Origin of the sequence: Geminicoccus harenae, from assembly GCF_019800005.1 — a bacterium.
In the GTDB taxonomy this organism is placed as follows: Bacteria; Pseudomonadota; Alphaproteobacteria; order Geminicoccales; family Geminicoccaceae; genus Geminicoccus; species Geminicoccus harenae.
In genome coordinates this window covers 144,844-157,268 of record NZ_JABGCL010000015.1, presented here as the reverse complement: position 1 = coordinate 157,268, position 12,425 = coordinate 144,844, and the positions used below count along the sequence as shown (strand labels likewise).

At 70.4% G+C, this 12,425-nt stretch carries 15 protein-coding genes; 5 read left to right on the top strand and 10 right to left on the bottom strand.

All coding sequences use genetic code 11. The features are described from left to right. Positions 1 to 16: 16 nt before the first annotated feature. The 10 genes from nusB to rpiB all read right to left on the bottom strand — a co-directional run bounded on the left by nusB (position 17) and on the right by rpiB (position 6,501). A complete protein-coding gene (gene nusB, locus HLA95_RS15500) occupies positions 17 to 505 on the bottom strand; it encodes a transcription antitermination factor NusB (RefSeq protein ID WP_191061245.1) in 489 nt (162 codons plus the stop codon). Further along, a complete protein-coding gene (ribH, locus tag HLA95_RS15495) occupies positions 502 to 966 on the bottom strand; it encodes a 6,7-dimethyl-8-ribityllumazine synthase (RefSeq protein WP_191061244.1) in 465 nt (154 codons plus the stop codon). The genes nusB and ribH overlap by 4 nt, the downstream gene beginning before the upstream one ends. A 9-nt stretch (positions 967 to 975) precedes the next feature. Further along, positions 976 to 2,100: a 3,4-dihydroxy-2-butanone-4-phosphate synthase gene (gene ribB, locus HLA95_RS15490; protein ID WP_191061243.1), complete on the bottom strand. Its 1,125-nt coding sequence runs from the start codon at positions 2,098 to 2,100 to the stop codon at positions 976 to 978. Further along, entirely contained in the window at positions 2,097 to 2,699 is a 603-nt protein-coding gene (locus tag HLA95_RS15485) for a riboflavin synthase (protein WP_191061242.1), read from the bottom strand. Before HLA95_RS15485 ends, ribB begins: the two co-directional genes overlap by 4 nt. Positions 2,700 to 2,709: 10 nt before the next feature. Continuing rightward, a complete protein-coding gene (ribD, locus tag HLA95_RS15480) occupies positions 2,710 to 3,849 on the bottom strand; it encodes a bifunctional diaminohydroxyphosphoribosylaminopyrimidine deaminase/5-amino-6-(5-phosphoribosylamino)uracil reductase RibD (protein ID WP_255591999.1) in 1,140 nt (379 codons plus the stop codon). Positions 3,850 to 3,853: 4 nt separating this feature from the next. Beyond that, positions 3,854 to 4,312, bottom strand: coding sequence for a transcriptional regulator NrdR (gene nrdR, locus HLA95_RS15475; RefSeq protein ID WP_191060672.1), 459 nt, complete (start codon positions 4,310 to 4,312; stop codon positions 3,854 to 3,856). A gap of 6 nt (positions 4,313 to 4,318) precedes the next feature. Beyond that, positions 4,319 to 4,423, bottom strand: a complete 105-nt coding sequence (locus HLA95_RS29910) for a hypothetical protein (protein WP_440588849.1) — start codon at positions 4,421 to 4,423, stop codon at positions 4,319 to 4,321. Beyond that, the gene (locus HLA95_RS15470) at positions 4,393 to 4,659 is read right to left on the bottom strand and encodes a hypothetical protein (protein WP_191060671.1); all 267 of its coding nucleotides are present in this window, start codon (positions 4,657 to 4,659) and stop codon (positions 4,393 to 4,395) included. The genes HLA95_RS29910 and HLA95_RS15470 overlap by 31 nt, the downstream gene beginning before the upstream one ends. A 78-nt stretch (positions 4,660 to 4,737) precedes the next feature. Then, positions 4,738 to 6,042 (bottom strand): serine hydroxymethyltransferase, encoded by a 1,305-nt coding sequence (glyA, locus tag HLA95_RS15465; protein WP_191060670.1) that lies wholly within the window; start codon positions 6,040 to 6,042, stop codon positions 4,738 to 4,740. A 24-nt stretch (positions 6,043 to 6,066) separates the two neighbouring features. Next, complete coding sequence (gene rpiB / locus HLA95_RS15460) at positions 6,067 to 6,501, bottom strand: ribose 5-phosphate isomerase B (RefSeq protein WP_191060674.1); 435 nt, start codon at positions 6,499 to 6,501, stop codon at positions 6,067 to 6,069. Positions 6,502 to 6,661: 160 nt separating this feature from the next. On the opposite strand from rpiB, the gene HLA95_RS15455 reads away from it, so the two are divergent. The 5 genes from HLA95_RS15455 to HLA95_RS15435 all read left to right on the top strand — a co-directional run bounded on the left by HLA95_RS15455 (position 6,662) and on the right by HLA95_RS15435 (position 12,410). Continuing rightward, a complete protein-coding gene (locus tag HLA95_RS15455; RefSeq protein ID WP_191060669.1) occupies positions 6,662 to 7,663 on the top strand; it encodes an LLM class flavin-dependent oxidoreductase in 1,002 nt (333 codons plus the stop codon). Then, entirely contained in the window at positions 7,660 to 8,346 is a 687-nt protein-coding gene (locus HLA95_RS15450; protein ID WP_191060668.1) for a sulfite oxidase-like oxidoreductase, read from the top strand. The genes HLA95_RS15455 and HLA95_RS15450 overlap by 4 nt, the downstream gene beginning before the upstream one ends. A gap of 148 nt (positions 8,347 to 8,494) precedes the next feature. Further along, positions 8,495 to 9,244: a trehalose-phosphatase gene (gene otsB / locus HLA95_RS15445; protein ID WP_222183772.1), complete on the top strand. Its 750-nt coding sequence runs from the start codon at positions 8,495 to 8,497 to the stop codon at positions 9,242 to 9,244. After that, complete coding sequence (locus HLA95_RS15440; protein ID WP_191061422.1) at positions 9,241 to 11,025, top strand: glycoside hydrolase family 15 protein; 1,785 nt, start codon at positions 9,241 to 9,243, stop codon at positions 11,023 to 11,025. Before otsB ends, HLA95_RS15440 begins: the two co-directional genes overlap by 4 nt. Continuing rightward, positions 11,010 to 12,410: an alpha,alpha-trehalose-phosphate synthase (UDP-forming) gene (locus tag HLA95_RS15435; RefSeq protein WP_222183770.1), complete on the top strand. Its 1,401-nt coding sequence runs from the start codon at positions 11,010 to 11,012 to the stop codon at positions 12,408 to 12,410. The genes HLA95_RS15440 and HLA95_RS15435 overlap by 16 nt, the downstream gene beginning before the upstream one ends. The last annotated feature ends 15 nt before the right edge of the window (positions 12,411 to 12,425 follow it).

Here is a 12,425-nt window from a genome sequence, read left to right as displayed (position 1 = left end):
CAGCCTCCTTCAGGGCTCAGACGGTCGAGCCGGCCGGGCGCAGCACCCGGGAGAGCCGGTCCAGGATCGCGTTGACGAAGCCGGGCTCGCCGCCCTCGAAGAAGCCGAACGCCAGCTCGACATATTCGTCGACCACGACGTTGGTCGGCACGTCGGTGCGGTGCGCCAGCTCGAACCCGGCGCAGTGCAGGAGTGCCCGCATCGGTGCGGAGAGCCGTTCGATCGTCCAGCCGCTGCTGAGCAGCGGGGCGATCTGCTGGTCGAGCGAGGGGGCGTGCTCGGCAGCCCCCAGCACCACGAGCTTGAACCACTCGCGGTCGACCTCGGGGGCGGGCTCGTCGGGCAGGAACGGCTCGAACAGGGTGGAGAGCCGGTGGTCGTCGAACTCGGCGGCCACGGCCGAGGGCTTCGCGCCCATCAGCTCGATCTGGTAGAGGGCCTGGATCGCGGCGAAGCGTGCGGCGCGACGCTTGGTGATCGGCTTGCTGGTCTTTTTGCGGGTCATCCTCTGAATCTGTCCCGCAAGGCGATCAGGTGCAAGGCGGCCAACGCGGCGCCGCCACCTTTGTCCATGCGCGCCGGATCGGCACGTTCCAGCGCCTGCTGCTCGTTCTCCACGGTCAGGATGCCGTTGCCGATCAGGCGCTGCTCGCGCACAGCGAGATCGGTGATCCCGCGCGAGCTCTCATAGGCCACCGTGTCGTAATGGGTGGTCTCGCCGCGGATCACCACGCCGATCGCCACGAACCCGTCATAGCTCTTGGGCGCCAATGCTATCGCCGCCGGGATCTCGAGCGCACCCGGGACCACCACATGCTCGACCCGGTTGACCCGGGCGCGCTCCAGCATCCGGCGCACGCCGGCCAGGAGCATGTCGTTGATATGGGCGTGGTAGCGCGCCTCCACGATCAGGATGCGCGCGCGCGTCAGCACGGGAATGGAAAGTTGGTCGCCGCTGCCGGCCATGAAGATTCCTCAGTCGATCGCTCGGGTCTCGACGACCCGCAGACCCCATCCGTCGAGCGCGATGATCGAACGGCCGGTGTTGGAAAGCAGGATCATGTCCTGGACGCCCAGATCCACCAGGATCTGGGCGCCAATGCCATAGACGCGCAGGTCGCCCGGCGGTGCCGCCTTCTGGCCGAGGCTGACCAGGACGCGCTCGGAGATCGCGTTGGGGGTGGGCTCGCGCAGGAGCACGACCACGCCGCGCCCGGCCCGGCCGATCTGCTCCATCGCCCGGTGGAGCTGGTCGCCGCGCCCGCTCTCGCCGGCCCCCAGCAGGTCCTCCAGGATGTGGACCGAGTGCATGCGCACCAGCACCGGCCCGCCCGTGCGCAGGTCGCCCTTGACCAGGGCCACGTGCTCGATCTTGTCCATCGCCGACTTGTAGACCTGCAGGCGCCACTGGCCGCCATAGCGGCTCTCGAAGCTGGTCACCACGTCACGCTCGACCAGCCGGTCGTGGCGCAGGCGGTGGCTCACCAGGTCGGCGATCTTGCCGATCTTGAGGCCATGGAGCTGGGCGAACGCGACGAGGTCGGGCAGGCGGGCCATGGTCCCGTCGTCGTTCATGATCTCGCAGATCACGCCCGCCGGGTAGAGGCCGGCCAGCCGGCAGATGTCGACCGCGGCCTCGGTATGGCCGGTGCGGACCAGCACGCCGCCTTCGCGCGCCATCAGCGGGAAGATGTGGCCAGGCGCCACCAGGTCGCGCCGGTCGGCGGCGGGATCGATGCAGACCGCGATGGTGCGCGCCCGGTCGGCCGCGGAGATCCCGGTGGTCACGCCGGTGCGCGCCTCGACGCTTACCGTGAACGCGGTGCTGATCCGGGCCTCGTTGCCCTGGGCCATGAGCGGCAGGCCCAGTTCCTCGCAGCGCTGGCGCTGCAGCGCCAGGCAGATCAGGCCGCGGCCGTGCTTGGCCATGAAGTTGACCGCCACCGCGTCGCAGAACTGGGCCGGGATGACGAGGTCGCCCTCGTTCTCGCGGTCCTCGTCGTCGACCAGGATGAACATCCGGCCGTTGCGGGCATCGTCCAGCACCTCGTCGATCGAGGCGAGATAGTCCGAATAGCTGGACAGGTCGTCGGGGCTCATCGCTTCTGCCCGAGCTGACGCGCGACGTAGCGGGCCAGCATGTCGGCCTCCAGGTTGACCCGGTCGCCGGGCCGGCGGTCGGACAGGGTGGTGTGGGTCCAGCTGTGCGGGATGATCGCCACAGCGAAGCTCCGCTCGTCCGCCTCGGTCACGGTCAGGGAGATGCCGTCCACGGTGATCGAGCCCTTGACCGCGAGCAGCGGGGCGAGCTCCGGCGGCAGGGTGAAGCGCAGCCGGTAGCCCTCGCCCTCGGGCTCGATCGATTCCACCGTGCCCAGGCCGTCGACATGGCCGAACACGAGATGGCCGCCCAGCTCGTCCCCTAGGCGCAGCGAGCGCTCGAGGTTGATCCGGGTCCCTTCCTGCCAGCCGCCGACCGTGGTGAGCCGCAGGGTTTCCGGCGAGGCATGGACCTTCCAGCCGTCGCCCGTGTGCTCGGTGACGGTCAGGCAGACCCCGGAATGGGCGATCGAGGCGCCCAGCGGGATGGCGGCCGGATCGAAGGCGCTCTGGACGGTCAGCTCGACCCCGCCGCCTGCCGCCCCGCTCTGCCGGGTGGCGACGATCTTGCCGATGTCGGTGACGATGCCGGTGAACATCGACAGGTCCTCAAAGATTGCCCAGTGAATCCAGCTCCACCAGACGGTCGCCGTCCAGGGTGCGCTCCGCCATGATCCGCCAGCGGCGGGCATCGGCCAGCCGGCGCACGCCGAACGGAGCCAAGCCCGCCACGCCGTCGCCACCGATCAGGAGCGGGGCGCGCAGCAGGTGCAGCCGATCCACCAGATGCTCACGCATCAGGCTGGCCGCAAGCACGGCACCTCCCTCGACGAGCAGGCGGGTGATACCGCGCTCGGCAAGCCGCGCCAAGACAGTGACCAGGGCGACGCCGCCCGTGGAAGCCGCCGGCACCTGCTCGATGCGCACGCCCTGGTCGATGAGCGCCCGCGCCTTGGCCCGGTCGTGGTCCGGGGCGGTGAACAGCCAAGTGGGCGTCTGCCAGGCGGTGCGGACCAGGGTGGCATCCTCAGCGATGCGCAGCCGGGCATCCAGCACCACCCGCACCGGCGAGCGGTCGGCAAGGCCCGGCAGCCGGCAGGTCAGCGCCGGATCGTCGGCCAGACCCGTGCCGCTGCCGACCATGATCGCGTCGTGGGTGGCGCGCAGATGATGGCCATAGGCGCGGGCCTCTGGCCCGGTGATCCACTGGCTCTCGCCGGTGGCGGTCGCGATCCGGCCGTCCAGCGAGGTCGCGAGCTTGAGCGAGACCAGCGGCCGGCCGCGCCGGACCCGGGCGAAGAAGCCGGCATGGTCGCGCTCGGCCTCCGCCGCCAGCACGCCCTCGGTGACCTCGATCCCGGCCTGGCGCAGGCGGCGCACGCCGCGCCCCGACACGCGCGGGTCCGGGTCGCCGCAGGCCACCACCACCCGCCTCACGCCGGCGGCGATCAGCGCGTCGGCACAAGGGGGCGTGCGGCCGACATGGGCACAGGGCTCCAGGCTGACATAGGCGGTGGCACCACGGGCGGCCGGGCCGGCCTGGCGCAGCGCCTCGGTCTCGGCATGGGGCCGCCCGCCGCTGCCGGTCACCGCGCGGCCCAGCACCACGTGGCCCTGGACGATCACGCAGCCGACCGACGGGTTGGGCCAGGTGGCGCCCAGGCCCAATGCGGCGAGGTCGATCGCCATGCGCATCCAGCGCTGATCGCGTTCCGGGCAGCGCCGGTCGAGTTCCGGGTCGGCCGACAAGTGTTCAGTCCGGGCGGCGGTTCAGCTGGCCGATGAAGGTCTGGAAGTCCTCCGGGCCGGCGAAGTCGCGATAAACCGAGGCGAAGCGCACATAGGCGACCGGGTCCAGGTCGGCCAGGCTCTCCATGGCCAGCTCGCCCAGCCGGGTCGAGGGGATCTCGCTCTCGCCCGACGCCTCGAGCTGGCGGATGATCCCGGCCACGATCCGGTCGATCTGTTCCTCCTCGATGCCGCGCTTGCGGGTCGCGATCCGGATCGAGCGGGCGAGCTTCTCCCGGTCGAAGCCGACCCGCCGCCCGTCCTTCTTCACCACGGTCAGCTCGCGGATCTGCACCCGCTCGATCGTGGAGAACCGGCCGCCGCAGCCGGGGCAGGAGCGGCGCCGGCGGATCGCGGCGCCATCCTCGATCGGCCGGCTGTCCTTTACCGAGGTGTCCTCGTAGCCGCAGAACGGGCAGCGCATGGTCGATCAGAGTCCCCGAATGAGGCGCTCATAGTCCCGATGGGAACCGGCCCAGAACCAGATGATGGCACCCTCCGACATCACGCCGACCGCGCGATGACCGAGACCGATCCGGACAGAATAGATCTGCCGGGTCGCGTGGATCTGCTTGACCTGCAGGCTGTCGCTTCCGCGAGCGCCTCGTCCGCAAGGGCGGCAAGCTCATCCTGGGGTCCGGCGAACAGCTCGTCCCAGGCCGCCTCGCCCTCGATCTCTGGCAGGAGCATGGCGGCGGCCTCGGCCTGTGGGCGCGGCAACGAACGCAACCGCTCGATCGCCTCCGTGACGACATCGGCCGCTGCAACCATTCATCGCCTCCATTCGCCTGGGCTCATGCCGGCGCATGCTGTCGTGGTGACGATAGCCTGCGCCGGCACGGCTGCCACTCACCGCCGGTAGATCGGGAACCGGCGGCACAGTTCCTCGACCTTGTGCCGGGTCGCCTGCTCGACCTGGGCGTCGCCTTCCGGGTTGCGGGCCAGGCCGTCCAGCACGTCGGAGATCAGGTGGCCGATCGTCTGGAACTCGGCCGTGCCGAAGCCGCGCGTGGTGCCGGCGGGGGTACCCAGGCGGATGCCCGAGGTGATGGCGGGCTTTTCCGGGTCGAACGGGATGCCGTTCTTGTTGCAGGTGATCCCGGCCCGCTCCAGGGCCTTGTCGGCGACATTGCCCTTGACCCCCTTGGGCCGCATGTCGACCAGCAGCAGATGCGTGTCGGTGCCGCCCGAGACCAGGGCGCAGCCGCGCTCGGTCATCACCCCGGCCAGCGCCCGGGCATTGTCGACCACCTGCTGGGCATAGGCCTTGAACTCGGGGGCGAGCGCCTCGCCGAACGCCACCGCCTTGGCCGCCACGACATGCATGAGCGGGCCGCCCTGCGAGCCGGGGAATACAGCACTGTTGAACTTCTTCGCCAGCGCCTCGTCATTGGTCAGGATCAGGCCGCCGCGCGGGCCGCGCAGGGTCTTGTGCGTGGTCGAGGTGACGACATGGGCGTGCGGCACCGGCGAGGGATGCACGCCGCCCGCCACCAGCCCGGCGAAATGGGCCATGTCCACCATCAGGATCGCGCCGACGCTGTCGGCGATCTGGCGGAAGCGGGCGAAGTCGAGGATCCGGGGATAGGCGGAGCCGCCGGCGATGATCAGCTTCGGCCGGGCCTCCTCGACCTGGCGCTGCAGCTCGTCATAGTCGATCAGGTGGTCGTCCTCGCGGACCCCGTAGCGGACCACGTTGAACCACTTGCCGGACACGGCGGCCGGCGCCCCGTGGGTCAGGTGTCCGCCGGCGGCGAGCGACAGGCCCATGATCGTGTCGCCCGGCTGGAGCAGGGCCAGCAGGACCGCGAAATTGGCCTGGGCACCGCTGTGCGGCTGGACGTTGGCGAAGCTGGAGCCGAACAGCTCCTTCACCCGGTCGATCGCGAGCTGCTCGACCACGTCGGCGAACTCGCAGCCGCCATAGTAGCGCTTGCCCGGATAGCCCTCGGCATACTTGTTGGTGAACACCGAGCCCTGGGCGTCCAGCACCGCCTGGCTCACGATGTTCTCGGACGCGATCAGCTCGATCTGGTCCTGCTGGCGGTGCAGCTCGTCCTGGATAGCACCGAACAGGGCGGGGTCGGCAGTCTCCAGCCCGCTCGTGAAGAAGCCGGCGGAGCGGGTCCGGGGAAGGTCGGTGGATGCGGCCATGGGTTCTCTTCCGGATCGGGCGGGCTAGAGGTCGGACAACTTGGCGACGCGGGCGGCGTGGCGGCCGCCCTCGAACGGCGTGGCGAGCCAGGCTTCCAGGCAGTCCAGTGCTACCTGGGGTCCGATCACCCGGGCGCCCAGGGCCAGCACGTTGGCGTCGTTGTGCAGCCGGGTCAGCCGTGCGGTGGTAGCGTCATGGGCCAGGGCGCAGCGGATGTGGCGAAAGCGGTTGGCAGCCATCGAGATGCCGACCCCGGTGCCGCAGACCAGCACGCCGCACGCCGCCCGGCCCTCGCCGATCGCGGCGCAGACTGCCCGGGCGACGTCCGGATAGTCGACCGCGGCCGGCCCGTGCGTGCCCAGATCGAGCGTCGGATGGCCCAGCTTCTCCGCCGCTGCCAGGAGCAGCGCCTTCAGCTCGAAGCCGCCATGATCCGCGCCGAACGCGATCGTCGCCATGCCCACCCGTAGGGTTCCCTGCCTTGCTGCGGCCGCGCAGATAGCATGACCCGCCGGCCTGCGCACCATCGGCGCCGGCCACTCCTGGGGCGCCCCTGCGGTTGGCAGGGCGGGGGTGCATCTACATATCAGGACGAACGTTTCCCGGAGTGCCCGACCGGTGCCAGCCTTCTCCGTGCTCGACCTCGCCCACATCGTGGAAGGGTCGACCGCCGCCGATGCGTTCCGCAACACGCTCGACCTCGCCCGCCATGTCGAACAACTCGGCTACCGCCGCTTCTGGCTGGCCGAGCACCACAACATGATCGGAATCGCCAGTGCCGCGACCTCGGTGGTGATCGGCCATGTCGCGGCGGGTACCAGCACGATCCGGGTGGGGTCCGGCGGCGTGATGCTGCCCAACCACTCGCCGCTCGTGATCGCCGAGCAGTTCGGCACGCTCGCCACCCTGTTCCCCGGCCGGATCGACCTGGGCCTGGGCCGCGCCCCCGGCTCGGACATGCGCACCTTCCAGGCGATGCGCCGCTCGCCGGACAGTGCCGACCGCTTCCCGCAGGACGTGGTCGAGCTGCAGGCCCTGCTGGCACCCGAGCGCCCCGGCCAAGCGCTGCGGGCGGTGCCGGGCGTGGGCACGGAGGTGCCGTTGTGGATCCTGGGCTCCAGCCTGTTCGGCGCCCAGCTCGCCGCAGCGCTGGGCCTGCCGTTCGCCTTCGCCTCGCATTTCGCCCCGGATGCGCTGATGCAGGCGCTGGAGATCTACCGGGCGCGCTTCGAGCCCTCCGCACAACTGGCCGAGCCTTACGCCATGGTCGCGGCGAATGTGGTGGTGGCCGAGACCGACGAGCGGGCCCGCTATCTGTTCACCTCGATCCAGCAGCAGTTCGCCCATCTGCAGCGCGGCGACCCCGGCCGGCTGCGCCCGCCGGTCGACGACATGGATGCCTACTGGACGCCGCACGAGAAGGCGCGGGCCCAGCACATGCTGGCCTGCTCGTTCGTGGGCGCGCCCGGCACGGTGGAGGATGGCCTCAAGGCCTTCCTGGAGCGCACCCGCGCCGACGAGGTGATGGTGGCCGCACCCCTCTACGACCACGCGGCGCGCAAGGCCTCCTTCACCCTGCTCGCCGACATCGCCGCCAGGCTGAACGGGACCGGCTCATGACCGACCAGAGCGACGACGGGCAGGCCGCGGCACCGAAGGTCCGCGGCCGCCTTGCCGAGATCAAGCAGGGCTGGGCCGAGAGCGGCCGGTTCCTGACCGGCGAGACCCGTCCTGCCGGCGAGCGCCTGCCGCCCGGCCAGCATGTCGTCACCAACTGGCCGATCCTGGATTTGGGCACCCGGCCGAAGGTGGCGCCCGAGCGCTGGCAGCTCCGGGTGTTCGGCCTCGTCGAGGAGAGCTTCACCTGGGACTGGCAGGCGATGCTGGCCCAGCCGCAGACCCGCTCCGTCTCGGACATCCACTGCGTCACCACCTGGTCGCGCTACGACAATCACTGGGAAGGGGTCGCGACCAGCGTGATCCTGGCCCAGGCCAGGCCCAGGCCCGAGGCGCGCTTCGTCGTGCTGTACAGCTACGACGACTACACGACCAACCTGCCGCTCGCCGACTTCGCCTCGCCCGACGCGCTGCTGGCGCATCGCTGGGAAGGCGAGCCCCTGCCGGTCGAGCATGGCGGGCCGGTCCGGCTGGTCGTGCCGCATCTCTACTTCTGGAAGAGTGCCAAGTGGCTGCGGCGGATCGAGTTCGTGGCCGAGGACCGGCGCGGCTTCTGGGAGGAGCGCGGCTATCATGACCGCGGCGATCCCTGGGCGGAGCAGCGCTACCACGATGAAGAGGACTGAACGGAAGGAGGGTTGAGCCGGCCGGGCCGGAACTGCAAGGCACGGCAGGGGTTGTCCTCGCGCGCCGGTCGGGTTTCCCTAAGGGCCAAAGGCATGGCGGTGGGCCGGGCCTTTCCGGAAGCGACCAGAGCACGTGCGGACGACGAACTTGATCCAGCCAGCGGCGAACCTGCCGACCATCCCGCTCAGCCAGATGGCACTGTTCCTCGATGTGGACGGCACCCTGCTCGACATCGCCCCCACGCCCGACGCGGTGGTGGTGAGCGACGAGCTCAAGGCGGTGCTGGCCGGGCTGTTCGCCGGGGCCGGCGGCGCGGTGGCGCTGGTGAGCGGGCGGACGGTGGCCGACCTGGACCGGCTGTTCCAGCCGCTGCGCCTGCCGGTGGCGGGCCAGCATGGTGCCGAATGGCGGATCACGGCGGACGGCATCACCGGCCGGATCAGCACCGTGCCGGAGCGGCTGCGCGACCTGGCGGTGGCCCTGGCCCTGCGCCATCCCGGCATGCTGGTCGAGGACAAGGGCGGGGCAGTGGCGCTGCATGTGCGTGCCCGGCCGGAGCTGGAGGGCGAGATCGGGCAGGCGGTGGAGCAGATCGTGGCGGGCTTCCCGGACTACGAGGTGCTGCACGGCAAGGCGGTGTTCGAGTTCCGCCGCAAGGGCGTCCACAAGGGGGCGGCGGTGGCGACCCTGGCCGAGCAGCCGCCCTTTTCCGGCCGCACCCAGGTCTTCATCGGCGACGACACGACCGATCTGGATGCGATCGACACGGTGCAGCGCAGCGGCGGCTACGGCCTGCTGGTGGGGCCGGCCGGGCCCCTGCGCCGCCCGCACGACGTCCGGAACTGGCTGGCCGGCCTCCTGCAGGCCGGCGGGCCGGACGGGGGCAACCGCCCGTGAGCGGGCTCGACCTGGGGGTGATCGGCAACGGCACGATCGCGTCCCTGATCGACGAGCAGGGCCGCCATGTCTGGACCTGCTGGCCCAGGCTGGACGGCGACCCGATCTTCCACGCGCTGCTGGGCGGGGAAGGCGGCTTCTGGTCGGTCGAGTCGACCCGGCCTGCCACCGCGCGCCGGCGCTATGTCGGCAATACCGCGATCCTGGAGACCGAGCTCGAGGACGAGACCGGGGCGGTGATCCGGATCACCGACCTGGCCCCGCGCTGCCGCCGCTTCGGCCGGATGTTCCGCCCGGCCACGCTCCTGCGCCGGATCGAGCCGGTGCAGGGCCGGTTCCCCTGCACGGTGCGGCTGCGGCCGAGCAGCCGCTACGGTGCCGAGCCGATGCAGACCGTGGCGCTCAGCAACAGCCTGCGCCTGATCTCCGGCGACCAGGCGATCCGGCTGACCACCGACATGTCGGTGGCCTCCATCGCCGAGGAACTGCCGATCGTGGTCCACGCCCCGATCCACATGATCCTGAGCGGCGACACCTCGGTCATGGAATCGCCGGCCCAGGTGTTCCGCGAGCTCTACGAGGAGACGCTGTTCTACTGGCAGGAATGGTCGCGCTACCTGTCGGTGCCGTTCGAGTACCAGGACGTGGTGCTGCGCGCGGCGATCACGCTGAAGCTGTGCGCCTTCGAGGAAACCGGCGGCGTGGTCGCGGCACTGACCACCTCCATCCCGGAAGCGCCCGATTCCGGGCGCAACTGGGACTACCGGTTCTGCTGGCTGCGCGACACCTACTTCACGGTCCACGCGCTCAACCGGCTGGGCGCTACCCGGACCATGGAGGACTATCTGCGCTACATCACCACGCTGGTGACCCTGTCCGAGGACGGCACGCTCCTGCCGCTCTACCCGATCCTGCCGGGCACCACGCCGGACGAGACCGAGGCGCCGGCGCTGGAGGGCTATCGCGGCATGGGCCCCGTCCGGGTCGGCAACGCCGCCTGGTTCCAGCGCCAGCACGACGTCTATGGCAGCGTGGTGATGGCGGCCGCCCAGATGTTCTACGACCGCCGCCTGCCGGTGCAGGGCGACCTGGAGCTGTTCCAGCTCCTGGAGCGGCTGGGCGAGCAGGCGGCGCGGCTGGCGCTGGAGCCGGATGCCGGCATCTGGGAATATCGCGGCCGCGAGCGGGTCCATACCCATTCCGCCCTGATGTGCTGGGTGGCCTGCGCCCGGCTCGCCAAGATCGCGGGCGTGCTGGCGCTGCCGGAGCGGGGCGACTACTGGCGCGCCCATGCCGCCCGGATCCGCCGGGCGATCCTGGAGGAGGCGTGGGACGCGGAACGGCGCACCTTCGTCGAGAGCTTCGGCGGCACGGACCTGGATGCGGCCCTGCTGCTCATGCACGAGGTGGGCTTCCTGGCCGCCGACGACCCGCGCTTCGTCAACACGGTGGCGGCGATTGAGCGGGAGCTGCGCCGGGGCAACCATGTGTTCCGCTACAAGGCGCCGGACGATTTCGGCGAACCGGAGAACGCCTTTACCGTTTGTACGTTCTGGTTCCTCGATGCGCTGGCGGCGATCGGCCGAAAGGACGAGGCGCGCGCCATCTACGAGGAACTGATCTCCTGCCGTAATTCGCTGGGGCTCTTGTCCGAGGACGTGAACCCGCTGACCAAGGAGCTCTGGGGGAACATCCCGCAGAGCTACTCGATGGTGGGGCTGATCATTTCCGGCATGCGCCTGTCAAAGACCTGGGAGGAAGCGTTTTGGCGCGACTCGTGATCGTCTCCAACCGCGTCAGCGTGCCGTCGGGCAGGCGCGTCGAGGCCGGTGGACTGACGGTGGTCCTGCGCGATGGGCTGCGCAAGGCCGACGGGCTTTGGTTCGGCTGGAGCGGCGAGTTCGCCGACAAGCCCGGGCCTGCCAAGGTAACCACCCGCGGCCGGATGAGCTATGCGCTGCTCGACCTGAACCAGGCCGACTACCGTGGCTTCTATTACGGCTTCGCCAACGGCTCGCTCTGGCCCCTGTTCCACTACCGGCTGGGCCTGGTCGACTGGAAGGCCGAGCACTACCGGGCGTACCGCAAGGTCAACGCGCAGTTCGCCGCCGAGCTCTTCACCCTGCTCAAGCCCGACGACCATGTCTGGGTCCACGACTACCAGCTCATCCCGCTGGGTGAGGAACTGCGCAAGCTGGGCTTCAAGGGCGTGATCGGCTTCTACCTCCACGTGCCGTTCCCCTCGGGCGACATCGTCGAGGTGCTGCCGGCCCATGCCGAGCTCGGCCGGAGCCTCCTGGACTATGACCTGATCGGGGTGCAGACCGACCGCTCGCACCACGACCTGCTCGACTTCCTGGAGCGCTGGTGCGGGGCCGAGCGCGACGGCGACACGCTGATCCACGAAGGCCACCGGATCGCGACCGGGGTCTACCGGGCGGCGATCGATACGGCGGGCTTCGCCAAGGAGGCGGCCGCCTCGTACCAGACCGCGGAGGTGCGCAACCTCGAGGAGTCCTTAGGCGGCCGGACCCTGATGCTGGGTGTCGAGCGCCTGGACTACACCAAGGGCCTGCCGCTGCGCTTTGCCGCCTACGAGCATCTCCTGGCCCATTACGAGGAGTGGCTGCACGAGGTGGTCATGCTGCAGATCGCCCCGGTCAGCCGGGGCGAGCTGGCCCAGTACCGCGCCCTGCGCTCCGACCTGGAGCGCGCCACCGGGCGCATCGCCGGCCGGTTCGCCTCGCCCGACTGGAACCCGATCCGCTACGTGAACCAGCCGGTGCCGCGCAAGGTGCTGGCGGGCTTCCTCCGGGTCGCCCAGGTGGGCCTGGTGACGCCCTTGCGCGACGGCATGAACCTGGTGGCCAAGGAATATGTCGCGGCCCAGGACCCGGACGATCCGGGTGTGCTGGTGCTGTCGCGCTTTGCCGGTGCGGTGGAGGAACTGGGCGACGGCGCCCTGCTCGTGAACCCGCTGGACATCGAGCAGACCGCGCTGGCGATGCGCGATGCGCTGGGGATGCCCAAGGACGAGCGGATCGAGCGCTGGCGGCGCTGCCTGGAGCCGCTCCAGACCTGGACGGCGCGCACCTGGTACGACGCGTTCGTCCACAAGCTGGACGAGGTCGCCAAGGCCAAGGGCGAACTGCCCCACGCGGCCTGAGGGAATCCTCGCCGG